Below are 25,004 nucleotides of genomic sequence, written 5' to 3' on the forward strand. Positions count from 1 at the left end.
TCGCCACCCAACGCGGCGACGCCTCGCTACGCTTAACACACCCCGAGCAAGACTAGCAGCCGAATGCTCGAGGGAGTCAACGTCGCGCTCGGGGTGACGGGGTCGATCGCGGCCGTCAAGACGGTCGAACTCGCCCACGAGTTGCGACGCCAGGGTGCCGCAGTTCGCGGGGTGATGACTGGCAGTGCACAGGGGATCATCCACCCCTGGGCCGTCGAGTTCGCCACCGACAACGACGTGGTCACCGAGATCACGGGGAGCGTCGAACACGTCGAGCTCTGTGGGTACGACGGCTGGGCCGACGTCTTGCTCATCGCGCCGGCGACGGCCAACACTGTCGGCAAGATCGCCGGGGCCGTCGACGACACGCCCGTGACGACCTGTGCCACGACCGCACTCGGTGCCGACACGCCGGTCGTCATCGCACCCGCGATGCACGAACCGATGTACGACCACCCCGGCGTGCTCGAGGCGATCGACACCGTCGCGGAGTGGGGCGTCGACTTCGTCGACCCGCGCATCGAGGAAGGCAAGGCCAAGATCGCAAGCGAAGAGGCGATCGTCTGTGACGTGGCCCGCGCGGCCGGCGACCGACCGCTTGCAGGCGAGCACGTCGTCGTGACCAGCGGGGCGACCAGCGAGACGATCGATCCCGTCCGGATCGTCACGAACCGGTCGTCGGGGAAGATGGGGCGGGCCGTCGCGAAGGCCTGCTACGTCCGCGGTGCGGACGTGACGCTCGTCCACGACGGTCCCGACGTGCCCTACGCCACGGTGCGGGAGGTCGAAAGCGCCGCCGAGATGCTCGCGGCCACGCGCGAGGCCTGCAATGACGCCGACGCGCTCGTCTCCGTGGCTGCGATCAGCGATTACACCGTCGAGGCGAGCGACGAGAAGCTCCGTTCCGGGCAGAATCTCACGCTCGAGCTCGAGCCGACGCCGAAGCTCATCGACGAGATCCGCGCCGAGTATCCCGAGCTGCCGATCATCGGCTTCAAGACCGAAACCTCCGGTGACGAGGGGGCGATGATCGAGCAGGCCAGAAAGACGCTCGAACGGGCCGATCTCGCGTTCGTCGTCGCCAACGATGCGAGTGTGATGGGCGCGGAGACGACGCGTGCCCTGCTGGTTCACGCGGACGATGCCGCTCGCTACGAGGGGACGAAGATCGAACTGGGCGGCGAGATCGCCGACTCGATCGCGGCGGTGCTCGGCGTCGGGTCGACGGCCAACTGAGATCAAAAGCGGATTTTTGTCTAGCGTATCACAAATTCGCCTCGCCGTGTAGCCGGCCCGCGAACTCGTGACACCACCCTGTCCGACAAGCCCGTCAAGACAATTATATGGGTGGGATTCATTCGTTCGAACTAATGAGTATTCGATCTGATCAGAAGGGGAGCGATATACCGGGGTCGTCCGGCAACGCGAGGTGACGGACGTGGCACAACAACAACAACTCCGCACCGACGACGCCTCGACGCCGGACGATGACGACCACGACGCAGCCGACGAGCCGCTGACGAAAGGCGAGATTTTCGAAGTCCTTCGGAACCAGCGACGGCGCTACGTCGTGCAGTATCTCAAACAGGACGACCGGCCGGTCGAACTCGGTGACCTCGCCCAGCAAGTCGCCGCCTGGGAGTACGATACGACACTCGAGGGCGTCACGCCCGAACAGCGAAAGCGGGTCTATACGACGCTTCAGCAGACCCACCTCCCGAAGATGAATTCGGCCGGCATTCTTCGATTCGATTCCGATCGCGGTCTCATTGAATCGACCGACCGGACCCGAGACATCAGTGTCTACCTCGAGATCGTCCCTGGCCGGGAGTTCGCATGGCGGGAACTGTACCTCTCGTTGGGGGCGGTCAGCTGTGCACTGGTCGCCGCGCTCTGGCTGGAGATCTATCCGCTGACGCAGTTATCGAACCTGACCTGGATGGCAGTCGTTGCAGGCACGTTCACGGTTACCGCGATCGCACACATCTACTACGAGCGGACCATGCGGCTGGGCCACGGCGACCAGCCGCCGGAACTCAGCTATAGCAAGTGAGACTGCGGTGTCCGAGTCGATCGCCACGGCGTCTCGATCGTGTGGCCAGCCAACATAGCCCGCCGCTCGAGGGCTCACGCGGCCGGATCGTCAACTTTTACTCTCCGACCGTCCGACCGACGACATGGATCAGCTCAAGCAGTCCCTCCTCGAGGCCCCGATCATCGAGAAGAACGGCTATCATTACTTCGTGCATCCGATCAGCGACGGGCTCCCAAAGCTCGAGCCGGGCCTGTTGCGTGAGATCGTCATCGGGATCATCCGAAAGGCCGAGCTCGAGAACGTCGACCGGATCGTCACGCCCGCGGCGATGGGCATTCACATCTCGACGGCCGTCTCGCTGATGACCGACATCCCGCTGACGGTCATCCGGAAGCGTGAGTACGGCCTCGAAGACGAGGTATCGATCTCCCAGCAGACCGGCTACTCGGAAAACGAGATGTACATCAACGACGTCCGCGAGGGCGAGCGCGTGCTCGTCCTCGACGACGTGCTCTCGACGGGCGGGACGCTCGCGGCGGTCCTGGCGGCACTGGACGACATCGGTGCGGAGGTCATCGACACGGTCGCCGTCATCAAGAAGGTCGGCGGCGAGAACAAGGTCGACGACGCCGGCTACGACGTCAAGACGCTGATCAACGTCGACGTCGTCGACGGCGAGGTCGTCATCGTCGACGAGCACGGCGACCACTAAGCGACCGTCGAACCCGCCGCTGCCTCGTACTGCCGGTTCTCACTGGATGCCGGCGATCGATACGGCGGTTCGCTGTCGGGCCGGAGTTGACTGACACCCAGTGGTATCACACATAGTCGAGAGGTGTGACTGCTATCTGTGTGACCAGGTGCCTGGCCCATCTTCAGCCGACCGCTGTCGACCCAACACAAGGAATATGAGAGCAGGATCTGAATCGCACGAGTATGGCAGGGAATAGTGTCGGCCCGGGTGAACGCGGTCGGTTGCGACGGCGTTCGCTCCTGACGCGTGCGGGGGCTGTCGGGGCTGCAGGATTGGCGGGCTGTCTCAGCTTCGACAGCGTCACGGTCGACGGTCCGGCCGAGGAACTGATCGAGGAGGGATTTACAGCGGCGGACATCGACCCGCCGTTCGAGACGACGATCGCCATCACCCAGGACGAAGAACGAAACCGGCTGGCACAACTCCTGCAGGACGAACTCAACGACACCGGATTTTTCGACGTTTCGATCGAATCGCGGGACTTCGGAACGCACCTCGATACGATGCTTGCTGCGGCCGACACGGACGAAAACGCCATCTTCGTCGCGAGCTGGACCGGCGGGTGGGACCCCAGCAACTACGTCACCATGCTGTTTCACTCGGACAATACGTCGCCAAACGGGCTCAACGTCGGCCACTACGAAAACGAAACCGTCGACGAGTACATCGACACCGGGCTCACCGAAACTGATCACGACGAACGCGTCGAGCTCTATCGGGCGCTCCAGGAAAAATTGGTCGCCGACTCCCCGATATCGTTCGTTCGCTTTCGTGAGGTGGCCCACGTCTGGAACGACGACGTCGTCACCGATTGGCGGACGTATCCGCTCAGTCCGGGATCGTACTACGGAGTGTACGCACCCTGGGCCGGCGTCTACACCGATCTCGAGGAGGGAACCGAGTTCGTCGGCGATCTCAGCAGCGACGTCACGAACTACGACCCTGTCGAAATAAACGGTACCGTCTCGAGTCAGGCGACGGCGCTACTCTACGAGCAACTCGTCGGCGTCGACTTCGACGGCGAGGTCCGGCCGATGCTCGCGACCGACTGGATGCAACTCGACGAGACGACCTATCGGTTCGCCCTCCGCGAGGGTGTCCAGTTCCACAACGGCGAGGAGTTCACCGCCGACCACGTCAAGGGCTCGTTCGAACGCTACGAGGGCACGACCCGGGAGAGCGACGTCTACGACTGGTACGAAAGCAGTACGGTCGTCGACGATCACACGATCGATATCAGTTGCTGGCGGGAATACGGCCCTTTCGAGACGGCGCTGTTTAACGTGTCGATCGTCCCGATGGCCTCGATCGACGGCGACCACGACCTCCAGACGGAGCCGATCGGGACCGGTCCGTATCGGTTCACCGAGCACGAACCCGGCGATCACTGGCGACTGCGCCGGTTCGACGACCACTGGTTCGACGGGTGCGACACGGTCCCCGCAACGCCACCGATCGAAACCGTCACGCTCGAGATCATCACCGAAAAGTCGTCCCGACAGGGTGCACTCGAGGCCGGCGACATCGACTTCAGTTACGGCGTGCCGTCGGCAAATCTTGCCAGTTTCGAGGCGACCAGCAGCTACGGCGTCGGCCGCCACGTCAGCGGTGGCTTCGATATGGTCCTCTATCCCTGCTACCTGCCGCCGTTTACCGAACCGTCGGTTCGTCGCGGCTGTAACATGTTGCTCCCACGCGAGCAAATCCTCGAGACCGTCTACCATGGCCGTGGCCAGATTGCGTATACGCCGATCTCGCCGCTGCTGGAAGAGTACGCGGGCGAATCGTTTCAAGAGGAGATCGCAAACGAATACGTTCGCTCGAGCTGACTCCGATGTCGCTTGGACGATACGTGTGTCGACGACTGGCGGTCACGGTGCCGGTCCTGTTCGGCGTCACTGCACTGACGTTCTCGTTCGTCCACCTGTTGCCGGGTGACGCGGTCGACGCGATCGTCGGCTTTCGAGACGTCAGCCCCGCGACCGAGGCGGCGATCCGGGCCGAGTATCACCTCGACCAGCCGGTGTGGAAACAGTACCTGCTGTGGCTGCGGGACATGGCTACCCTCGAGTTCGGCACGTCGCCGGTCACCGGTCGCGACGTGGTCGCGACGATCGGCAGCCGGCTCCCGGCGACGCTCGCACTCGGCGGGGCGGCGTGGCTGCTCGCGCTCGCGATCGGGATTCCAGCGGGGATCGTTGCCGCCATCAAAGCGGGTGAGCCGGCCGACGACCTTGGACGGCTCGCAGCACTCGCCGGGATCGCGACGCCGAATTTCTGGCTCGGCCTGATCCTGCTGTTCGTCTTTAGCGTTCGACTCGGCTGGTTTCGGGTTATCCCACCGGATGCGCCACTCGTGAGCCTCGCAACGGTGAAGTTCATCGTGTTGCCGACACTCACACTGGGGACGGCTTCGGCAGCGCTCGTCATGCGCCTGCTCCGGTCGTCGATGCGACGGGAACTCGACGCGGCCTACGTCACGACCGCGCGCGCGAAGGGGCTCCCGGAACGGACGGTGATCCTGAAACACGTCCTGCGAAACTCCGTGCTGCCGGTCGTCACCGTCGCCGGCCTCCAGCTCGCGTTCCTCGTCGACGGTGCCGTCGTCGTCGAGGGGATCTTTTCCTGGCCGGGCATGGGGCGGCTGCTGGTCCGATCGATCCTCCAGCGAGACTACGCCGTCATTCAGGCGATCGTCCTCGTCATCGGGGTCGCGATCGTCCTTGCAAATCTGCTCGTCGACATCGTCTACGCGATCCTCGATCCACGCATTCGATACTGACAAATGAGCGACCGACAGCCCACCACCGATCGCGGCCGGATTCGTATCGTCGGCTTCGACAACGCCGTTGGAGACCGACAGGACGGCGACGCGAACGGCGACGACGCCGACGGTACGACGATGACGGCGCCCGGTGTCTCCCCGACGACGACCGCAGGGGCCGAGACGACATCGGCGCCGAATCTCGCCCGGTCGGGACGCCGCCTCGAGAACGCGTGGCGACGGTTCCGTCGGAACCGGTCGGCGATGGCCGGACTGGCGGTGATCGTCGTCATGGCACTCCTTGCGGTCTTCGCCCGGCCGATCGAGGTTTCGACGGCCGAAGTGACGATCACGCTTCAGCCGTTCTCGCTGGCACCCTACGATCCGACCGCGACGTTCGTCGGGCCGCCGAACGTCCCGCCCTCGTGGGCACATCCCTTCGGAACCGACTGGGCGGGCCGCGACCAGTTTTCCCGGGTGCTCGTCGGCGGCCGGTACACGCTGAGTATCGGACTCGTCGCCGTCGCACTGGCGCTCTGTGTCGGCGTTCCGCTCGGGGCGATCGCCGGCTATTTCGGCGGCTGGATCGACGAGGCGATCATGCGGTTGGTCGACGTGCTCTATGCCTTCCCGTTTCTGGTGCTCGCGATCGCGATCGTCCCGATTCTCGAGCCGGTGCCGATCCTCGGAAGCGGCTACTGGACGGTGGTGGTGGCACTCGCCGTCACCGGCTGGATCGGCTACGCCCGGCTGTTGCGCGGCGAAGTCCTCTCGGTCCGCGAACGCGAGTACGTCACGGCCGCGCGGGCACTCGGCGTCCCCGATCGGACGATCATCCGTCGGCACGTCGTCCCGAACGCCGTCGCACCCGTCGTCGTCCAGGCGACGCTCAACGTCGGAACGGTCGTCCTCACCGCAGCGGCGCTTGGCTTTCTCGGCCTCGGCCTCGAGCCCGGCAGTGCCGAATGGGGTGCGATGCTCGCACAGGGCCGCAGCTCGCTGCTCCGGGGCGACTGGCACATCACCGTCTTCCCCGGCCTCGCGATCTTCCTGTTCGTGCTGGCGATCAACCTCGTCGGCGACGGCATCAACGACGCGCTCGAGCCCGACCGCGACGTCGGCGACGATCGGAGGTGGCTGCGCTGATGGCGCTGCTCGAGGTCGAAGACCTAGTCGTCCAGTACTACACCGAGGACGGCGTGGTCCGGGCAGTCGACGGGATCAGCTACGAGATCCGAGCCGGCGAAACCGTCGGCCTCGTCGGCGAGAGCGGGGCCGGCAAAAGCGCTGCGAGCCGTGCGTTGCTCCGCCTGCTCGACGGAACCGGCGAGATCGTCGGTGGTAAGATCCGATTTCGCGGCCGGGACATTCTCGAACTCTCGAGCGACGACCTCCGGGCGATCCGGGGCAACGAGATCGGGATGGTCTTTCAGGACGCCGGCGCGGCGCTCAATCCCGTCTACACCATCGGCGAACAGATCGCCGAGACGATCCGCGCCCACGAGGACGTCTCCGACGGCGAAGCGCGCGACCGGACGATCGCGCTCCTCGATCGCGTCGGCATCTCGAAGCCGGCCACACGGTACACGGACTATCCCCACGAACTCTCCGGCGGGATGCAACAGCGGGCCGTCATCGCGATGGCGCTGGCCTGCGATCCCGCCCTGCTCATCTGCGACGAACCGACGACCGGACTCGACGTGACGGTCCAGGCCGGGATTCTCGAGGTTCTCGCGGAGCTCGCAGCCGAGTCAGAGACGGCGATCCAGCTCGTCACCCACGACCTCGGCGTCGTCGCCGACCTCTGTGATCGGGTGCTCGTCCAGTACGCCGGCGAGATCGTCGAGCGTGCGCCAGTCGAGGACCTCTATTACGACCCCAAACACCCCTACACGGTCGGGCTGTTGGTCGCGACGCCCCGGCTCGGCGACGACCGCGAGCGCCTGCCGACGATTCCGGGAACGGCTCCCGACCTCGTAGCTCCGCCGACGGGCTGTCGGTTCCACCCGCGCTGTCCCTACGCGGAGGGCTGCTGTAGCAGACGGCGTCCACCGCTGGTCGAGCCGGCGTCGGGTTCCCCGGCTAACGGCGACCCGGATGCCCACGTCGCCGCCTGTCTCGAATATACCGGCGACCTCGAGACCGGCCTGGACTACGAGATACAGGTACGGGACGAGGCGGGCGAAGACGGTCAGGAACGAACACACCAGGGTGATCCGCAATGACAGAGGGGAACGGCCACGAGCCGCTGTTGCGTGCCGAGGGCCTCGCGACACACTACACCACCGCCGACGGGGTCCTCGACCGGCTACTCGGACGCGGCGAGACGGTGCGGGCGGTCGACGGCGTCGACCTCGAGATCCGCGCCGGCGAAACGGTCGGCCTGGTCGGCGAGAGCGGCTGTGGGAAGACGACGCTCGGCCGCACGCTCGTCGGATTACGCGAGCCGACAGCCGGCTCGGTCACCTACCGCGGGACCGAGCTGACCGTGTGCGACCGAGCCGAACTCCGGGAGCTGCGAAGCGAGATCCAGTACGTCTTCCAGGACCCGCTCGCGAGCCTGAATCCGCAGTTGACCGTCGCCGAGAGCATCGGTGAAGCCCTCTCGGTTCACGACATCGTTCCAGCGGATCGCCGTACCGAACGCGTTCGTGAATTACTCGAGACGGTCGACCTGCACGCACACCACGCGACCCGGTACCCACACGAACTCTCCGGTGGGCAGCGCCAGCGGGTCGGCATCGCCCGCGCGCTCGCTGTCGAACCCGACCTGATCGTCTGTGACGAGCCGGTATCGGCGCTTGACGTCTCGGTCCAGGCCGAAATCCTCAATCTGTTGTCCGACCTGCAGGATCGATTCGGCCTCGCCTACCTGCTGATCACCCACGACCTCTCGGTCGTCGAGCACCTCGCCGACCGTGTGGCCGTCATGTATCTGGGACGGCTCGTCGAAACGGGGACGACCGCCGAGGTGTTCGCCGAGCCGTCCCATCCCTACACCGAGGCGCTGCTGTCTGCGATCCCCGAACCCGACCCCTGCTGGGACGGCGACCGAATCGTCCTCGAGGGGACCGTCCCCTCGCCGATCGACATCCCCGCCGGCTGTCGGTTTCACCCGCGCTGTCCGAACGTGATTCCGCCAGCCGAGTACGACCTCGCTGTCGACGAGTTCCGTGCCGTGTTGTCGTTGCGAACCCGGCTCAGCGAAATCGATGCCGACGCGGGGCTCGAGGCACTGCTCCCGCATGCTGACGATCGCGCGGTCGCCGTCGATCCGGCAGCGATCCGGGACGCCCACGACATCCCGCGACGGCTCTCCGATCCGGACGCGGACGCCGACCTCGAAGACGCGCTCGAGACTGTCGCGGCTGGCGATCTCTCGAGCGCACGGAAACTGCTCGCGTCGGCGTTCGAGACGCCCTGTGAGACGACCGAACCGGCCCTGGAACCGGGACCGGCCACCCATCCGATCGCCTGCCACCGATTCGATGACCGGTTCGTAGACGATACTGACACCGACGCCGCCACAGAAAGCGTGGGATCGACTGACAAATGACTGATCATCGCCCACGCGAGAACGCAGCCGAGCGTACGCGCACGCGGACGATCGACTGGCAAGCGTTCAGTCATGCGGTCATACCGCCAACGATTCGCCAGTGGGCGATCGAGGTCAGCGTGGCGACCGACAAGCACCGATACGAACCCGGCGAGCGGGTCGACGTCACGATCACGTTCCGCAACCGGCTGCCGATCCCGATCCGGGTTCGGACTGACTCGCCAAACTACTGGTACTGGACCGTCGACGGTTTTCGTGAGGCGTCGCAGGTACCGCGGCCAGTGCCGGACCGGCCCGCCGCGTTTTCGTTCGCTCGACGCGAGGTCAAACGCTTCACGCGGCAGTGGCACCAGCGACTCCAGCTCAGCGAGGACGAGTGGCGGCCGGTCGACCCTGACACGTACACGCTTGCGGCGGGGATCACCCGCTCGGATGCTGTTGCTTGTGGACTCGTCGACCACACAGTTATCGAAATCGTCGACTGATACGGTCTGCTGTCACTGTTTCCCGGCGCACCCACACCCCGCCGTGCGGGTGCGCCAGCACTGACTGACAGTAGTCCAGATAATACACAGCTTTCCGACGCGACGTAGCTGTTACTCGACGGAAATCGAATCCTCGAGCCGAGACGTAGCGGACGGTCAGTTTGAACAACACCCGTCACCCTCACTGTGTGAAGGTACCGTCCGATTCGAACCGCTGTCGTGCTATGGTTGGCGCTTACGAGTTAGTTCGCGCTAAAACGGAGCGGAAGGTAGATTTGAACCACACCAGCACTCTCGTTCGCTCGAGCGCTGTCCGGTTCAAACTACCACCGTGCTATACTCGACGCTCGCGGACTTGCTCGCGTCAGAAGTATAGCGGGAGGTAGATTTGAACTACCGATCTGCGGGTTATGAGCCCGCCGGAATCTCCTGGCTATCCCATCCCGCTACCTGTTCATACCCGAGTGGACTAGTTAAGGGTTGTGATTCGGCTGCCGTATGCGGGTTTCTACCGCTACTCTTGATGAACTTGCCACGTGTAGAGACTCTCACATGTGTAATTGACGAAGAAGCCGACACCGATTCCGACCACGTTTGCCGCCACGTACCAGATGTCGAACCGGCGAACCAGGATTGCCAGCACGACCAGCGTCACGAGAAACCCGCCGAGTCGAACCACGTTCGAGCGCAGGAACCGCTTTCCTAGTGGCCGGAGTCCACTCTTCCCGTAGTCCGCGAACGTCCACCGTTCGTTGATCGCGAAGATCACTGCGATGCCGAGTTCCCAGGAGAGTACCTTCGCAACGACCGGGCCGAGAACCGTCGCCTCGACGAGCAATACGAGAACCACGTTGTCGACGGCCGCCCCGACGGCACCGACGCCGACGAACTGCCCGAACCGTGTCGTCGACCACAGCGCGCGAATTCGCATCCGGACAGCCTCTGACAGGGAGTTACTCATCGTCGTGTTCGGCCTCGAGCGTACCGATCACTGTCGACGGCTTGAATTTCCATCTTCCGGTCGTCGGACAGAAATAACAACTCAAATACAGATCGTTCGACCTGTCAGAAATAGCTCGGACACTGCCGGGCGGCGGTCGCGATCAGTCCCGATCAGATCGCGATCAAATCGCGAGATCCGCTTTTTCGCGGACGACTTCGACGTCCTCGGCGTCGACGCGGTCGACCTCGAGGAAATGCGGCGTGTAGTTTCGCTTCTCGTAATCTTCGTACTCGGCTTCCTCGCCGACGGTACACCAGAGCTGGACGCGGTCGGGACCGTGGTACTCGCCGTTTCTGTTGATCCCGAAACAGACCACTTCCGACTCCCCGTATCGGATGATGGCCCCGTTTCGAATGCCGGGATCGCCGTGGATGATGAGTTGTTTCATGCGCTTTGCTTCACAGGAGAACGGATTAAACGCTTCGGAGGCTGCTGTCTCCATCTCCCTCATACGCGAGGGGGCCGGCCGCTATCAAACGGTTTTTAAACAGCGCTGCCATAGGCCACAGCAAGTGAGATAACCATGCAGATGCCACGCCGATTCAATACGTACTGTCCGCACTGCAACGAACACCACGAACACGAAGTCGAAAAGTCCCGCACCGGCCGCTCCTCGGGCATGAAATGGGACGCTCGCCGTACCCGGCGCAACAGCGCGTCGATCGGTAACTCCGGTCGCTTCTCGAAGGTGCCCGGTGGCGAGAAGCCGACCAAGAAAACCGACCTCAAGTACCGGTGCAGCGAATGTGGCAAGGCCCACCTCCGCGAGGGATGGCGCGCCGGCCGACTCGAGTTCCAGGAGTGATTACGATGGCAGGAAATTTCTACAGCGTTCGATGCGGTGACTGCGAGAACGAACAGACAGTCTTCGGCAAAGCCTCCTCCGAGGTCGCCTGTGCCGTCTGTGGCACGACGCTCGCGCGACCGACCGGTGGCAAAGCCGAGATCGAACACGAGATCGTAGAAACAGTCGAGTCACGATGAAATACAGCGGCTGGCCCGACCCCGGCGAGCTCGTCGTCGGCAAGATCGACGAGATCGAGGACTTCGGCGTCTTCGTCGATCTCGAGGAGTACGAGGACAAGCGCGGCCTCATCCACATCTCCGAGGTCGCTAGCGGATGGATCAAGAACGTCCGCGACCACGTCCGCGAGGGCCAGATCGTCGTCTGCAAGGTCTTAGACGTCGACGAGGGGTCTCAGCAGATCGATCTCTCGTTGAAAGACGTCAACGACCACCAGCGCTCGGATAAGATCCAGGAGTGGAAAAACGAGCAGAAGGCCGACAACTGGATGGAACTGGCCTTCGGCGACGAGATCGGCGACGAGGACTACACCGCGATCGCCAACGAACTGATCGGCGCCCACGGGAGTCTCTACGACGGCTTCAAGCAGGCCGCGATCCACGGCGAGGAAGCCCTCGAGAACACCGATCTCGCCGACGACGAGATCGACGCGATCGTCGAGACGGCCCGCGAGAACGTCTCGGTGCCCTACGTCAACGTCACCGGCTACGTCGATTTACAGAACCCGTCGCCAAGCGGCGTCGACGGCATCCGTGAGGCCCTCGAGGCGGCCGAAGGTAATGGTGAGGTGCCCGATGAAGTCGACCTCGAAGTGAGCTACGTCGGCGCGCCCGAGTACCGCATCGAGGTGCAGGCACCAAATTACAAGACCGCCGAGTCCCAACTCGAGGACAGCGCCGACCGCGCGATCGCCGCGATCGAAGGCCACGGCGGCAGCGGCGAGTACCACCGCGAGCGACGGACCGACGACGAGTAATGAAATCGGATATCCGGGTGTGTTCGGCGTGGCGTGCGGTCCACGACCGCCCGGTGTATACCCTTTCTGAGAGCTGCCCCGAGTGCGGTGCCGACGCCGAAAACAGCGCGCCAGCACCGTTCGATCCTGACGATCCCCACGGCGAGTACCGACGCGCTCTTAAACGTCGCTATCGCTGATACGGTATGGACGAACTCGAGATCGACGCAGTCGCCGAGGTCGAACTGGACGACCCCGTCCTCGTCGAGGGGTTGCCGGGCGTCGGACACGTCGGCACCCTCGCCGTCGAACACCTGCTCGAGGAACTCGAGGGCGAGAGTACGCTCGTTCGACGGGTCTACTCCCGTGAGTTCCCACCGCAGGTAAGCGTCGAGGACGGTGTCTCTGAACTAACCTGTGCGGAACTCTACGCCGTCGACGTTCCCGAAGGACGTGATCTCCTGCTGTTGACCGGTGACCACCAGGCCCAGAGCAATGCCGGTCACTACACGTTGACCGACGCCTTCCTCGACATCGCCGAGGAGTTCGGCGCGACCGAGGTGTACGCACTCGGCGGCGTGCCGACCGGCGAACTCATCGACGAGTACGCCGTCGTCGGGGCCGTCAGCGACGAGTCGCTGCTCGAGGGACTCGAGGACGCGGGCGTCGAGTTCCGCGAGGACGAACCTGCTGGCGGCATCGTCGGCGTCTCCGGACTCTTGCTGGGGCTCGGTGAGCGCCGTGGCTTCGAGGCGGCCTGTCTGATGGGCGAGACGAGCGGCTACCTCGTCGATCCCAAGAGTGCCCGGTCGGTACTCGAGGTGCTCGAGGAAGTACTCGGCTTCGACCTCGACTACGAGTCCCTGGACGAGCGTGCTGATGAGATGGAGGACGTCATCGGGAAGATTCAGGAGATGGAACAACAACAGAGCATGGACGTGCCGACCGACGACGACCTGCGGTACATCGGCTAACTCGTCGCGTTCGGTTGCTGTCGCGATCGTCGTTCATTAGGAGGGAGTCGACAGGTGTGGCTCCGGTGGCCAGTCGTCGAGCTCCGCGGTGGCTTCGAACAGCGTTTCGACGGCCGGGTCATCGGTGAACGTGACTGTCCCGTCGCTCCAGTCGACGTCGATGAGATCTCGGTCGCGTAATTTCGGCAGATGGATGTGGACCAGTCGGATGCGAGCCCGATCGATCTCCGCCCCGGAGAGGTTCTCGCGTGTCGTCCGATGTCGCCGGACGGCGACCCGTCGTGCGAGGGCAGTGATGGTACTCTCGCCACTTCGCTCGCGGAGTTCGTACAGCAGGTACTGGCGATCGGCACTGGCCAGCACTCGATACGTCTCTACCGGTTCCATATGACCCTAGCGGAGGGAGCGGCGCCACTGCAAAAGGAACGATGTCTGAAGGCGTTGGTAGGGTGGGGCTCGACGACTGGATCGAAATCGATCAGTCAACCCTCGAGGACCTCGTAGGACACGTCGGCGTCCCGGAGCGCGTCAGTAACGCGGCCGACGGCGTCGGTCGTCGCGACGGCAGTGACTGCGAGGCCGTGGCTCGCGGCGTCGGCCGCGACGTCGCCGACGGCGAACGTGACTGCGGGTTCGGTGCCGGCCTGCCGGCAGGCGACGACGGCCTCGACGCCAGTGGCGACGACGAGATCGGCGTCATCACAGGCCTCGGTGACGGTCTCGTCGTCGATCGCGCGGCTCCCGCCGGTACGGATAGACGGGACCTGCAAGACGGTGACGGAGCCGGGCTCGAGTTCCATGACGCCCTCGAAGCTGGTAACGCCGACATCGGTGCCGGCCTCGGCATCGCTGGTTGCGATTCCGGTCGCGGGGCCCTTGTCCCCCGGTGTGGCGTGGAGGAGGCCGTCCTCGACCGTCAGCGAGACCGTCTCTCCTTCCTCGATGTCGTGGGTAGCGATATAGGCGTCCTCGCTCATCGCGCCGAGAACGTCACCGGTGACGTGGTCGGCGAACCGGCGGACGTCGTCGGCTGCGCGAAAGAGCCAGTCGACTCCTTCGCGGGTGACGCGGTAGCGCGAGCGCCCCTCCTTCTCGACGAGCCCTTCCTCGACGAGTTCGCGGATGTATTCGCTGACGGCCTGGCTCGTCACGCCGACTTCCTCGGCGATCTCACCCTGACTGACCGCGGGCTGGCGCTCGGCGATCTGGACGAGAATCCGGAACCGCGTCGCGGCCCGCTTGTTATCGAGGACGTCGACCATACCGCTATATTTCGGTGCGCAGCAAAAAGGGACGCGGTCGGCCGGCTTGCCGCGTTCGACCCGCTGGATCGACCGGCCGTGCCGAGGCGTCAAGTTGATAGCTGGAGAGACCGTCGGATTGACGTGAGCATGCCGGCCCTACCCACGGCGACTGCGACGAGTATCGGTTCGCTTCCGCTTGGGGACCTCCTCGCCTGGACCGCGATCGCCGCGTTCGTCGTGGCGATGGTCCTCGAATGGCGCGAGCTCGTCGATCCCGCACGCTATCTCGCCGCAGGCGCCTGGGTCGTCTTCGGCGTTTTCTGGCTGACGATGGTCCCTCACTACTACCTCGAGGTCAAGAGCCCGATCCAGACGTTGCTGACGCTTGCGGCGCTGCCGCTGTCTGTCTATGCCGGATACCTGCTCGTCCAGGGTCGAGAATCCTTGCTCGTGCTGTCGAACGCCGTCGCATTCATGGGCCTGATATATTTGCCCGCGGAGACGGTTCCTCTCGTTCGTACCTGGCTGATCGAGACGACGGCCGCCCAGACGCATTTCGGGATGGAGCTGTTCGGCTACAGCCCCGGCATCGTCGAAGGGAGCAACGGTTACATGAGCAAGTTCGCCTTCGATCCCAACGAGACGGTGACCGGCCGGACGACCTACATCGTCATGTCCTGTACCGGCATCGGTAGTATGGCGATCTTCGGCGGGCTCATCGCGGCGGTCGACGCGCCGCTCAAGCGGAAGGTCACACCCTTCCTGCTCTCGATCGGCGTCATCTGGTTTCTGAATCTCGTCCGGAACGTCTTCATCGGGCTGGCCTCGCCGTGGGGTTGGTTCCAGCAGGACGTCTTCGTCTACGTGGTCACGGAGCTCATGGGCGCACCCGCCGATCGGACCTCCTATCTCGTCGCCCACAACTTCATCGCCCAGGCGCTGTCGATCGTCGCCCTGCTCGGCATTACGTACCTCGTCGTCCGGCTGCTCCCGGAAGTCTTCGATCCCCTCGAGGAAGTCCTCTACATCCTGACCGGCACGGAGTACGACCTCGCGGACGCCCTCGGCACGGAGGGGCCGGGCGACAGCACGGCGGCGGCGAGTGCAGCCCGCTCCAAGACGGGCGATGACTGACAGCGGCGTCGAAATCGACGTCCCGTTTGCCGTCCATGACCGCGCCGTCTTCGTCACCGCAGCCGAGACGCTCGTCCTCGCTGACGTCCACCTCGGCAAAGCGGCCGCCTCGAGCGTCGACGCCCCGATCGACGACGGTGCCGACGTCCGCGGGCGACTCGAGAGCGTCCTCGCGGCGACCGACCCGAGCACGGTCGTCGTCGCGGGCGACCTGTTGCACTCGTTTTCACAACTCCCACGTGGCGTCGAGCACGATCTCGAGCGACTGATCGCGACCGTCGACGCGGCCGGAGCCGAGCTGGTCGTCACGCCGGGGAACCACGACACGTTGCTCGAGAGGGCCTTCGACGGTGAGACGGCGCACGAGTACGAACTGGCTGACGGCGAGACGGTGGTCTGTCACGGCCACGAGCGCCCCGAAACGGCGGCCGACCGATATATCGTCGGCCACGACCATCCGGCGCTGGCGATCGAGGGCCGAAAACGGCCGTGTCTCCTCTACGGTCCCGATGTCTACGACGGCGCGGACGTACTCGTCCTGCCGGCGTTTACCCGGCTGGCCGCCGGTTCGACCGTCAATCGGATGGCTGGCCACGACTTTCAGACGCCGCTCGTTCGGAACGCCGACGAGTTCCATCCCGCGGTCCGGGACGACTCGAGCGGCGAGACGCTGTGGTTTCCGCCGTTGGGAGAGCTCCGGAAACTGCTGTAAGACGCACTCCTGTCAGTCAGTGTCGACGCGACCGCGGACTATCCTGTGATCGCGCCGAGGGCTCGTGACAGCAGACCGTCTGACCCGTCACTCGACCGGCGGCTCGGCGTCGGTGATCGAGACATCGCCGTCTGCGAGCGTCACCGCGTAGGCGCTGCGGTAGCCTGCGTTGAGACAGGGCGTGCCAGCGACTGTGTCGACGCCCTCGCCCTCGTGGATGTGTCCGCACGCGACGAACGAAACGTCGTACTCCGTCAGGAGGTTCGTGAGCGCGATCGAACCCCAGTGGCGGCCGCCGATCCGAGGGACCGCGTCGTCGATACGGTCCAGTGTGGTGTCGAACGGCGGCACGTGGGTGAGCGCGATCGTTTCGGCGTCGTGATGATTCGCTGTCGCAAGGTCCGTTAGTACGTCATATCGCTCCGTGTAGGTACTGAACTGCTGGTCGAAGTTCTCGAGTCGATCGCGCAACGTAGCGATGGCATCCGACTCGCCACCTGCGGCGCGCTCGAGCGTCCGCGCGAGCCACGCGTCAGGCTCGTTGATCCCGGTCATGTCGTCGGGATCGTATCGGACTTCCGGACCGTCGTCGAGCAGTTCGCTCCCGACGCCGAACGCGTGGGCCGGTCCGAGATCAGCCGTCGACCGATGCAAATCCCGTGCCCGCGTTGCCTCGCTGACGATAGCATCGTGGCAGTGGTGATCGTGGTTGCCGGGAACCGCCAGAACCGGGACCTCGAGGTCGTCTAACTGCTCGACGAACGTTTTCGCTTCCTCGAGGCCGACCAGTTCTTCCCGACGCAGTTCCCCGTCGGTAACGCTCACGCGGGAGTGTGCGACGTCGCCGACGATGAGGACGGCGTCGAACCGCTCCCACGACGGATGTGGACGGGCTGTATACCCATCCTCGCCGAGGTGGAGATCGCCGAGTACGAGCAGCTTCATGCGAGAAATCAGGCCGAAGCAACGGCGACCATTGACTTAACGGTTAGTGAGACAGCCGTCACCGGCCGCGGGATCGCGAGAGATCGTCGATAACCGCCTTTGCCGCCTGCCGGCCGCTTTCCATCGCGCCCTGAATGGACGACCAGCGCATGTAATCGCCCGCCAGATAGACCGGCCCGTCCGGATCGCGAACGTCGGGCAGCCGCTCGCGAAAGCCCGGCGGCTGTGCGAACTGGGCGACGGGAACGCGCTCGGTATGGAGGGCCTCGAGCCCGTCGAACTCCTGGGAGGGATACCACGACTCGAGCGTCCGTCGCGTCAGGTCGGCGAGTTCGCCGTCGCTTCCCTTGCGGGGCCCGTGGCCCTCGCCACCGAGATAGGTCGCGCTGATGAGCGTCGTCCCGTCGGGGGCGTACATCGGCGCGACCGCGCTGTGTGGGACGACGTGATTGGGTCCCCGCTCGGTCGCGTTCAACAGCAGTCGCCGGTCGGTCTCGAGGTCGGCACTGGGCGGCAGCGCGTAATACTGGGTGACACAGCCGCGTGCCTCCGTGGGGATCGCATCGACACCGGTCAACTCGCGAGCAGTCGGTGGATCGGTTGCGACGACGACCGCATCGGTCTCGAGAGCCCCACCGTCGGTCTCGACCGTGACGGGGCTGCTCGAGTCCCCGTCGCTTGCGACGACTGATTCGACGGTGACGTCCGTCTCGATAGTGGCGCCGACCTCGCGGACGCGATCGGCGAGCTGGGCCGGGATCGCACCCATTCCCGCAGCCGGGACGGCGATCTCGCCCGCCGCGAGGGTTCGGAACGTGTACTCGAAGATGCGTCTCGAGGTCGATAGCGAGCGATCGAGCGTGATCCCGCCGTAGAAGGGTGCGACGAACTCCTCGACGAATGGATCGGAGAACCCGCGTTCGTCGAGGTACGCTCGAATCGTCTCGTCGGGTCCCGCCTCGAGCAGTGCGTTCGGGTCGGTTCGGCGGAGGTCCCACCAGAGTCGGGCGACTCGGAGTGCGTCACCGACGGAAACGACTGGATTGGACAGCGTCGCCGGGATCGTGCCGGGCTCCCGAAGCGGGTCCGCGAGCGTCGTGCGGCCATCGGGGCCCGCGATAGTAGCACCGGGGGCAAACCGGCGGAGGTCGAGCGCCTCGAGATCGAGTTCCCGTTGCACTGCGGGATAGGCCGTAAACAGCACCTGAAAACCGCGATCGAACCGGTAGCCGTCGCGCTCGACGGTGCGGACGCGGCCGCCGACCGTGTCGTGGCGCTCGAGCAACGTGACATCGATACCACCGCCGGCGAGGTGCCGGGCAGCGACGAGTCCGGCGAGGCCGCCGCCGGCGACGAGAACATGCGGGGATGCAGCCATACGTACTGATTGAACGACAGTCAATAAAACCGTGGACCTAACGATGCAACGTGTGCGAACCGGTCGCCCGCAATCCCAGCAACGGCTGTGAGTAAATCAGTGATCGGTCAGGATTCTGAGCGTGGCCCCGAGGAGAATCACGATAGCCCCGAGGATCGTCACCACGGGCGGAATCGGGACGAGCAGTAATCCAACACCGACGACGAGCACGATCGTCGAAGCTCTGACCATGTGAACACGACGGCCTGACGGCAGGAAGCGTCACGGCAGGCAATGGCAGCGAAACCGAAACGGGAGACGCGACAGGGCCACTCCGAGCGGCCAACGACGCCATCGATATTTCCGCACTCATAAGCGCGTACCGCTCGTGATGTGAGTATGGTCGATGCGACACTCACGCCGATCGATCGCGGGACGATCACCGCCGACCGCAACAACATCGTCGAGGGAGCCGTCCTCGGAACGGCCGACGAGCCAAATCCCGAGACGGTCATGGACGACGCGCCGGTCTACAACGTCGTCATCGACCACCCCGAGGCGACGATCCTCTGGGATACCGGCTCCCATCCCGACGCCGCCAACGGCCACTGGCCCGCCGACCTCTACGCGGCCTTCGAACACACCGGCCTCCGGCCGCTCGAGGACGATCTGGCCGACGCCGGCTACGCGGTCGACGACATCGACATCGTGATCCAGAGCCATCTGCACCTCGACCACGCCGGCGGCCTCTACGCGTTCGAGGGCACCGACACGCCAATCGTCGTCCACGAAGCGGAACTCAAGCACGCCTACTACAGCGCGAAGACCGACGCGGGTGACGTGGCCTACCTCGCCGGCGACTTCGACCGCGACCTGAACTGGAAAATTGTCCACCGCCACCGCCGACAGCTCGTCGACGGCCTCGAGTTGCATCACTTTCCCGGTCACACGCCCGGCTTGCTCGGCGTGCGACTCGACCTCGACGACATCGGCACGGTGATCCTCGCGGGCGATCAGGCCTACACCCGCGAGAACTACGAGCAGGGCCACCCGATGGGCGGAGGATTGCTCTGGAGCAACCGCGACTGGTATGAGAGTCTTCGAACGGTCAAGGACCTCGAGCGCCGCCACGACGCGCAGGTCCTCTGTGGACACGCCAGGGAGGATCTCGAGACGCTACAGAACCGGTTCGAGTGACTACCCCTCGAGTTCGGCCCGCAGGAGCTGGTTGACGTCGCCCGGATCGGCGCTGCCACCGGTCTTTTGCATGACCTGACCCACGAGGAAGTTGATCGCGCCGTCGTCGCCAGACTCGTAGTCGACGACGGCGTCGGGATTCTCGTCGATCGCCTCGACGACGGCCTGCTGGACCTCGTCCTCGCCGGTCTTGCCGAGCCCCTCTTCGGCGACGACCTCGTCCGGCGTGCGGCCGTCGTCGAGCATCGATCGTAGGACGGTCTCGCGGGCGTTTTTCGCCGTGATCTCGTCCTCGGCGACGAGTTCGACGAGGCGGGTGACTTCCTCGAGCCGGCCCTCGATCTCGGTAATCTCGATGTCGCGGTAGTTGAGCTCGCCCAGCAGGTTGTCCGCGACCCACGTGGCGGCGAGGTCGGGGTCGAACTCGCCGGCGACGTTCTCGTAGAAGTCGGCGACTTGCTTGGTGGAGGTAAGCTTCGAGGCGGCCTCCTCGTTCAGGCCGTACTCCGCCTGGAACCGCTCGCGGCGGGCCGAGGGCAGTTCCGGGATGTCGATCTCGTCTTTCCAGCCCGAGACGCGCAATGGCGGCAGGTCTGCCTCCTCGAAGTAGCGGTAGTCTTTCTCCTCTTCTTTCGAGCGCATCGAGACCGTGATCCCGCGGGACTCGTCCCAGTGGCGGGTCTCCTGTTCGACCGCGCGGCCGCGCTGGATGGCGTTCTTCTGGCGCGTCTCCTCGTATGCCAGGGCCTTCTCTGCGCCCTTGTGACTCGAGATGTTCTTGACCTCCGTGCGGTTCGCCGCGGCCAGCGCCTCCTCGCCGATCTCGTCGATGCCGTCGCCGTCGATCTCCTCCTCTGGGATGATCGAGAGGTTAGCGTCGATCCGCAGGCTGCCGTCGCGTTCGGCGTCGAAGACGCCCAGGTACTCGAGTACTTCCTCGAGTTCCGCGAGGAAGGCTCGCACTTCGCTGGGGCTGCGGAAGTCGGGGGCCGTGACGATCTCCATCAGTGGCGTGCCCGCGCGGTTGTAGTCGACGAGGGTGTACTCGGCCGAATCGATACCGCCACCGCCGCCGACGTGCTGCAGACTGCCCGGGTCCTCCTCCAAGTGGGCACGCTCGATCGCGATCGTGCGCCGTTGGCCCTCGACGGACACCTCGAGTTCGCCGTCGGCACAGATCGGCTCGTCGTACTGGGTGATCTGGAAGTTCTTGGGCAGGTCGGGGTAGTAGTAGTTCTTCCGGTGGAAGCGGGTCTCCTCGGGGATGTCGGCGTCGATCGCCTTGCCGATCTTGACGGCGGCCTCGACGGCAGCCTCGTTGAGGACCGGCAGCGCTCCCGGCAGGCCGAGACAGACCGGGCAGACGTTCTCGTTTGGCTCGTCGGTCTGTTCGGTCGAACACCCACAGAAGATCTTCGTGTCGGTCTCCAGCTGAACGTGGACCTCGAGCCCGATGACGGTCACGAGGTCGCCCTGCTGGACGGTCTGGGCAGTCATTGGACCTCGATTCGGGCTGGGTGGGGTAAAACGTAACGGGACGGGCTCGCCCGCTTGCACGGCCCACCGTCGTCAGCTCCGTCACGTCGGGCCGTCGGCCGGCAATACGTATCGGTGTATTAGAGGTCGAACGCGCCCGCGACGAGCAGCGGGAAGACGAGCGTCGCCTCCGCCTCGATCTGGGTGTAGTTCTTTTCGGCTTCTTTGATTTTGCCCCACGAGACGGCTTCGTTCGGCGGCGCGCCCGACAACGAGCCGTCGCCCTCCATGCCGGTCGAGATGTAGACGACGTAGTCGGCGCCGCCACGGAAGAGGTTCGTCATAATCGCGTGGTGTTTCGGCACGCCGCCGCCGACCGCGATGAGACCCGTTGTGTCGGCCAACATGCCGTCTTCGATCAGGGAATCGTAGTCGTCCAAGATTTCGATGCCGACCTCCGAGTCGTACCCCTGCCGGTAGTAGTACAGGAAGTTCCCGACCTCGGCGTCGGTCAGCGCCGGACAGTACACCGGCACGTCGTTGTCGGCGGCCTGTTTCAGCACCGAGTCTTCGTCCTCGAGCGTCTCGCCGAGTTCGCGGGCGAACGCCGTCGGCGTCCGGATCTTCTTCTCCGCGAAGAAGTCGTCGAAGAAGTCATAGAGGTACTCCTCGAGCCAGACGTACCGATCGGAGGGAACGAAGATATTGCCAAGACGATTGATCCCGCGCTCGCGGAGTTCAGCCTCGTCGACATCCCATTTGCCCATCTTGAACGGCTTGGCCGTCTTGATGACGTCCTCGGTAAGCGAGCCAGAGGTCGTGATCAGCACGTCGACGTACCCCTCGCGGACGAGCGCGGCAACGACCTCGCGCAGCCCCGAGGAAATAATGTTCGACGTACAGGTCAGATAGATCGTCGCGTCTTCGTCTTGCATCCGCTCTGCGATGTCGATCGCTTCTGCGAGCTGGGTCGCCTGGAAGCCGGTCGTCTCATAGGAGTCGATCAGTTCCCGAAAGTCGAACTCGCCGCGGAAGTCGTAGCCGCGAACGTCCGCCGTCGACAACTCCTCTTCGCTGCCGGGCACGACGTGATCGCGTGATTCGTCGTCAGTCATATCTCTAGGTGCTCGAGCAGAGCTTTGAATGACTCGAGATCGGTCTCGGAATGGGAACGTGTGGCCCACCCGGAGAGCGTCCTCGTCGTGCCGTCTCGAGTCGTCGGTGGCGCTACCTCGCGTCCTCGAGTTCCTCGAGCGCTTCGGGGTTCTCGATGCTGCTCATGTCGCCTAAGTCCTCGCCGGTGTAGGTTGCCTGGATCGCCCGGCGGATGATCTTCCCCGACTGCGTTTTGGGGAACGCGTCGACGAACAGCACCTCACGGGGGCGGAACGGTTTACCAAGCTCCTCGCCGACCTGTGCGCGTAGTTCGTCGCGTAACTCGTCGGTTTCCTCGTACTCGTCCTCGAGGACGACGTAGGTGACGACGGCGGTGCCGGTCGTTTCGTCGGGCGCGCCGATCGCGGCGGCCTGGTTGACAGCCACGTGATCGATGAGCGCGCCTTCGACTTCGGCGGGGCCGACCTTCCGCCCGGCCACGTTCAGTGCGTCGTCGGCGCGGCCGTGGAGGAACCAGAAGCCGTCTTCGTCTTTCTGGGCCCAGTCGCCGTGATCCCACATGTCCTCGAACGTCGACCAGTACTCCTCGAGATAGCGGTCGTCGCCCGACCACAGCGACTTGGTCATCGAGGGACAGGAATCGCGCGCGACGAGGTAGCCGCGTTCGTTGGCTTCTTTGACGGAGTTGCCCGCACTGTCGACGATATCGATGTCCATCCCCAGCCCCGGACCACCGAGCGTACAGGGTTTGAGCGGTTCGCTCGGCATCGGCATCAGGAAACAGCCACAGATCTCGGTGCCCCCGGAGATGTTGATGATCGGGCACTCGCCGCCGCCGACGTGCTCGTAGAACCACTGCCAGGATTCGGGGTCCCACGGCTCGCCCGTCGACCCCAGGATTCGGAGCGATGAAAGGTCGTGCCCCTCGAGCCACTCGTCCCCATGCTTGCGCAGCGCACGGATCGCGGTCGGAGAGATGCCGAATTGGGTGAGTTTGTGGCGGTCGATCATCTCCCAGAAGCGGTCGGGCTCGGGGTAGTCGGGCGCGCCTTCGTACATGAAGACGGTGCCGCCGAAAGTGTGCGTCCCGATTAGCGTCCACGGCCCCATCATCCAGCCGATGTCGGAGACCCAGAAGAAGCGGTCGGCGGGTTTGAGATCCATCCCGAAATAGACTTCCTTGGGACACTGGACCTGCACGCCAGCGTGGGTGTGGACGATCCCCTTCGGTTTCCCCGTCGTCCCCGAGGAATACAGCAGCATCGACTCCTGATCGCTCGGGAGCGACTTCGTCTCGTAGTCGTCGTCCTGGATCTCGACGGCGTCGGCCCACCACTCGTCGCGGTCGTCGGTCCACGGGATTTCGTGTTCGTTACGCGCCTCGCTCGAGCCGAGTCGATCGAACACGATCGTCGACTCGACGTGGCCGGCTTCCGCGATCGCCTCGTCGGCGGTGGACTTGAGGAAGACAGGATCGCCGCGGCGGTAGAAGCCGTCGCCGGTAAACAGCACGGAGCACTCGGAATCCGCGATTCGTGTCGCGGCCGCGTCGACGCCGAACCCCGAAAAGATCGGGACGGCGATCGCGCCGGCCTTGAAACAGCCATAGAGGATCGAGACGACTTCGGGGACCATCGGCATGTAGAGGCCGACGGTGTCGCCGGTCCCGATGCCGCGTTCCTCGAGCGCGTTCGCGACCTGATTGGCCTGACGATGGAGTTCGTGGTACGTGACCTCCCGGACCTCGCCGTCCTCGCCTTCCCAGATCGTTGCGACGGTGTTTCGCCGTTCCTCGCCGACGGCAGCGTGGCGGTCGACCACGTTGTGGGCGACGTTGAGTTCGCCGCCGGGATACCAGTCGGTAAACTGTGGCCCCTCGCTGTCGTCTCGGATCTCGTCGTAGTCCTCGTAGAACTCGATTCCAAGGTAGTCGACCAGTTCGTCCCAGAACCACTCGAGGCCGCTGTCGGGTTCGCCCTCGAGTTCGGTCGTCGTCCGCTCGATGAGTTCCTCGTAGTCGTCGATCCCGTACGTCTCCATGAAGTCGGCGACATTTGTCGATTCGACGAACTCCTGCCTCGGTTCGTGGACGATTTCGTCGATGTCCTCGAGACTCGGACTCGTGTTCCCTGACATTGTCACGCGAGGGTATGATTCATGACACCATTAAACAACAGGTCGTTGCCGTCGAGAGACGTGCCGAGATCCGAATCACAGCGTAGGTCGGGAATGCCGATGTCGATCCGTTCCGTCGTCTCCGTGACGCGGGACCGGCCGAGCAATACCGCCTCGATCACCTCGTCGGCAGTGTCCTCGAGCGGGGCGGACACCAGCGGCGACTGACTGGTGAGCCCGCGACGGTCGTCCGTCGGAACAGTGGAGACAATCGTGTCGCTGGTGGTGTAGTGGCCGTGGACGCGGCCATCGAGAACACCTCGTGGCGTTCGAGCGCCGGGCACGTGACCCACCACGGCTGCGCTGACCGGCACGAA

Annotated in this window: 28 protein-coding genes and 1 tRNA gene; 17 read left to right on the top strand and 12 right to left on the bottom strand. The window is 64.5% G+C overall.

The window, feature by feature from the left end; translation table 11 throughout:
• Positions 1-63 precede the first annotated feature (63 nt).
• From coaBC to ACFR99_RS09765, 9 genes are all read left to right on the top strand, one after another.
• Positions 64-1,236, top strand: a complete 1,173-nt coding sequence (coaBC, locus tag ACFR99_RS09725) for a bifunctional phosphopantothenoylcysteine decarboxylase/phosphopantothenate--cysteine ligase CoaBC (protein WP_390286755.1) — start codon at positions 64-66, stop codon at positions 1,234-1,236.
• 193 nt (positions 1,237-1,429) lie between these two features.
• Positions 1,430-2,053, top strand: a complete 624-nt coding sequence (locus ACFR99_RS09730) for a DUF7344 domain-containing protein (RefSeq protein ID WP_390286757.1) — start codon at positions 1,430-1,432, stop codon at positions 2,051-2,053.
• Between the two features lie 124 nt (positions 2,054-2,177).
• Positions 2,178-2,747 (top strand): hypoxanthine/guanine phosphoribosyltransferase, encoded by a 570-nt coding sequence (gene hpt / locus ACFR99_RS09735; protein WP_390286759.1) that lies wholly within the window; start codon positions 2,178-2,180, stop codon positions 2,745-2,747.
• Positions 2,748-2,971: 224 nt separating this feature from the next.
• Positions 2,972-4,618 carry an ABC transporter substrate-binding protein gene (locus ACFR99_RS09740; RefSeq protein ID WP_390286761.1) on the top strand — a complete coding sequence of 549 codons (1,647 nt, stop codon included), beginning with the start codon at positions 2,972-2,974 and terminating at the stop codon, positions 4,616-4,618.
• A gap of 5 nt (positions 4,619-4,623) precedes the next feature.
• Positions 4,624-5,571, top strand: a complete 948-nt coding sequence (locus ACFR99_RS09745; protein WP_390286763.1) for an ABC transporter permease — start codon at positions 4,624-4,626, stop codon at positions 5,569-5,571.
• 3 nt (positions 5,572-5,574) lie between these two features.
• On the top strand, positions 5,575-6,699 hold the full coding sequence (locus tag ACFR99_RS09750; protein ID WP_390286765.1) for an ABC transporter permease: 1,125 nt from the start codon (positions 5,575-5,577) through the stop codon (positions 6,697-6,699).
• A complete protein-coding gene (locus tag ACFR99_RS09755) occupies positions 6,699-7,778 on the top strand; it encodes an ABC transporter ATP-binding protein (protein WP_390287366.1) in 1,080 nt (359 codons plus the stop codon). The genes ACFR99_RS09750 and ACFR99_RS09755 overlap by 1 nt, the downstream gene beginning before the upstream one ends.
• Positions 7,775-9,109, top strand: coding sequence for an ABC transporter ATP-binding protein (locus tag ACFR99_RS09760; RefSeq protein ID WP_390286767.1), 1,335 nt, complete (start codon positions 7,775-7,777; stop codon positions 9,107-9,109). The genes ACFR99_RS09755 and ACFR99_RS09760 overlap by 4 nt, the downstream gene beginning before the upstream one ends.
• A complete protein-coding gene (locus tag ACFR99_RS09765; RefSeq protein ID WP_390286769.1) occupies positions 9,106-9,594 on the top strand; it encodes a hypothetical protein in 489 nt (162 codons plus the stop codon). Before ACFR99_RS09760 ends, ACFR99_RS09765 begins: the two co-directional genes overlap by 4 nt.
• Positions 9,595-9,967: 373 nt before the next feature.
• On the opposite strand, the gene ACFR99_RS09770 is transcribed toward ACFR99_RS09765, so the two are convergent.
• The 3 genes from ACFR99_RS09770 to ACFR99_RS09780 form a co-directional block, all read right to left on the bottom strand.
• A tRNA-Met gene (locus ACFR99_RS09770) sits at positions 9,968-10,042 on the bottom strand.
• 66 nt (positions 10,043-10,108) lie between these two features.
• Positions 10,109-10,555 carry a GtrA family protein gene (locus ACFR99_RS09775; protein ID WP_390286771.1) on the bottom strand — a complete coding sequence of 149 codons (447 nt, stop codon included), beginning with the start codon at positions 10,553-10,555 and terminating at the stop codon, positions 10,109-10,111.
• A gap of 163 nt (positions 10,556-10,718) precedes the next feature.
• Positions 10,719-10,985 (bottom strand): HAH_0734 family protein, encoded by a 267-nt coding sequence (locus ACFR99_RS09780; RefSeq protein WP_390286773.1) that lies wholly within the window; start codon positions 10,983-10,985, stop codon positions 10,719-10,721.
• Between the two features lie 135 nt (positions 10,986-11,120).
• On the opposite strand from ACFR99_RS09780, the gene ACFR99_RS09785 reads away from it, so the two are divergent.
• Genes ACFR99_RS09785 through ACFR99_RS09805 form a run of 5 tightly spaced genes read left to right on the top strand, consistent with a single transcriptional unit; the run spans position 11,121 to position 13,331 of the window.
• Complete coding sequence (locus ACFR99_RS09785; RefSeq protein WP_008009492.1) at positions 11,121-11,402, top strand: 50S ribosomal protein L44e; 282 nt, start codon at positions 11,121-11,123, stop codon at positions 11,400-11,402.
• 5 nt (positions 11,403-11,407) lie between these two features.
• Entirely contained in the window at positions 11,408-11,581 is a 174-nt protein-coding gene (locus ACFR99_RS09790; protein ID WP_390286775.1) for a 30S ribosomal protein S27e, read from the top strand.
• On the top strand, positions 11,578-12,378 hold the full coding sequence (locus ACFR99_RS09795) for a translation initiation factor IF-2 subunit alpha (protein WP_390286777.1): 801 nt from the start codon (positions 11,578-11,580) through the stop codon (positions 12,376-12,378). Before ACFR99_RS09790 ends, ACFR99_RS09795 begins: the two co-directional genes overlap by 4 nt.
• A complete protein-coding gene (locus tag ACFR99_RS09800; protein WP_390286779.1) occupies positions 12,378-12,557 on the top strand; it encodes an RNA-protein complex protein Nop10 in 180 nt (59 codons plus the stop codon). Before ACFR99_RS09795 ends, ACFR99_RS09800 begins: the two co-directional genes overlap by 1 nt.
• A gap of 6 nt (positions 12,558-12,563) precedes the next feature.
• Positions 12,564-13,331 (top strand): proteasome assembly chaperone family protein, encoded by a 768-nt coding sequence (locus ACFR99_RS09805; protein WP_390286781.1) that lies wholly within the window; start codon positions 12,564-12,566, stop codon positions 13,329-13,331.
• 36 nt (positions 13,332-13,367) lie between these two features.
• On the opposite strand, the gene ACFR99_RS09810 is transcribed toward ACFR99_RS09805, so the two are convergent.
• A complete protein-coding gene (locus ACFR99_RS09810; RefSeq protein ID WP_390286783.1) occupies positions 13,368-13,718 on the bottom strand; it encodes a DUF7344 domain-containing protein in 351 nt (116 codons plus the stop codon).
• A 95-nt stretch (positions 13,719-13,813) separates the two neighbouring features.
• Positions 13,814-14,593: a DUF7839 domain-containing protein gene (locus ACFR99_RS09815; RefSeq protein ID WP_390286785.1), complete on the bottom strand. Its 780-nt coding sequence runs from the start codon at positions 14,591-14,593 to the stop codon at positions 13,814-13,816.
• Positions 14,594-14,722: 129 nt separating this feature from the next.
• On the opposite strand from ACFR99_RS09815, the gene artA reads away from it, so the two are divergent.
• Together artA and ACFR99_RS09825 are read left to right on the top strand one after the other, a co-directional pair.
• Positions 14,723-15,709: an archaeosortase A gene (artA, locus tag ACFR99_RS09820; protein WP_390286787.1), complete on the top strand. Its 987-nt coding sequence runs from the start codon at positions 14,723-14,725 to the stop codon at positions 15,707-15,709.
• Complete coding sequence (locus tag ACFR99_RS09825; RefSeq protein WP_390286789.1) at positions 15,702-16,421, top strand: metallophosphoesterase; 720 nt, start codon at positions 15,702-15,704, stop codon at positions 16,419-16,421. The genes artA and ACFR99_RS09825 overlap by 8 nt, the downstream gene beginning before the upstream one ends.
• Before the next feature lie 87 nt (positions 16,422-16,508).
• On the opposite strand, the gene ACFR99_RS09830 is transcribed toward ACFR99_RS09825, so the two are convergent.
• From ACFR99_RS09830 to ACFR99_RS09840, 3 genes are all read right to left on the bottom strand, one after another.
• A complete protein-coding gene (locus ACFR99_RS09830) occupies positions 16,509-17,366 on the bottom strand; it encodes a metallophosphoesterase family protein (protein ID WP_390286791.1) in 858 nt (285 codons plus the stop codon).
• Between the two features lie 58 nt (positions 17,367-17,424).
• Positions 17,425-18,744 carry an NAD(P)/FAD-dependent oxidoreductase gene (locus ACFR99_RS09835; RefSeq protein WP_390286793.1) on the bottom strand — a complete coding sequence of 440 codons (1,320 nt, stop codon included), beginning with the start codon at positions 18,742-18,744 and terminating at the stop codon, positions 17,425-17,427.
• 96 nt (positions 18,745-18,840) lie between these two features.
• Complete coding sequence (locus tag ACFR99_RS09840) at positions 18,841-18,975, bottom strand: transporter (protein WP_390286795.1); 135 nt, start codon at positions 18,973-18,975, stop codon at positions 18,841-18,843.
• A 147-nt stretch (positions 18,976-19,122) separates the two neighbouring features.
• Between ACFR99_RS09840 and ACFR99_RS09845 the strand changes: the two genes are divergently transcribed.
• Positions 19,123-19,920, top strand: a complete 798-nt coding sequence (locus ACFR99_RS09845; protein ID WP_390286797.1) for an N-acyl homoserine lactonase family protein — start codon at positions 19,123-19,125, stop codon at positions 19,918-19,920.
• Here the strand turns inward: ACFR99_RS09845 and gatB are convergent, their stop codons facing one another.
• From gatB to ACFR99_RS09865, 4 genes are all read right to left on the bottom strand, one after another.
• The gene (gene gatB / locus ACFR99_RS09850) at positions 19,921-21,417 is read right to left on the bottom strand and encodes an Asp-tRNA(Asn)/Glu-tRNA(Gln) amidotransferase subunit GatB (RefSeq protein ID WP_390286799.1); all 1,497 of its coding nucleotides are present in this window, start codon (positions 21,415-21,417) and stop codon (positions 19,921-19,923) included.
• Between the two features lie 119 nt (positions 21,418-21,536).
• On the bottom strand, positions 21,537-22,511 hold the full coding sequence (locus ACFR99_RS09855) for a deoxyhypusine synthase (RefSeq protein ID WP_390286801.1): 975 nt from the start codon (positions 22,509-22,511) through the stop codon (positions 21,537-21,539).
• Between the two features lie 112 nt (positions 22,512-22,623).
• Positions 22,624-24,648: an AMP-binding protein gene (locus tag ACFR99_RS09860; RefSeq protein ID WP_390286803.1), complete on the bottom strand. Its 2,025-nt coding sequence runs from the start codon at positions 24,646-24,648 to the stop codon at positions 22,624-22,626.
• Between the two features lie 2 nt (positions 24,649-24,650).
• Entirely contained in the window at positions 24,651-24,971 is a 321-nt protein-coding gene (locus ACFR99_RS09865) for a hypothetical protein (protein WP_390286805.1), read from the bottom strand.
• Positions 24,972-25,004 lie beyond the last annotated feature (33 nt).

It is taken from the genome of Haloarchaeobius amylolyticus (assembly GCF_042678045.1).
Taxonomy (GTDB): domain Archaea; phylum Halobacteriota; class Halobacteria; order Halobacteriales; family Natrialbaceae; genus Natrinema; species Natrinema amylolyticus_A.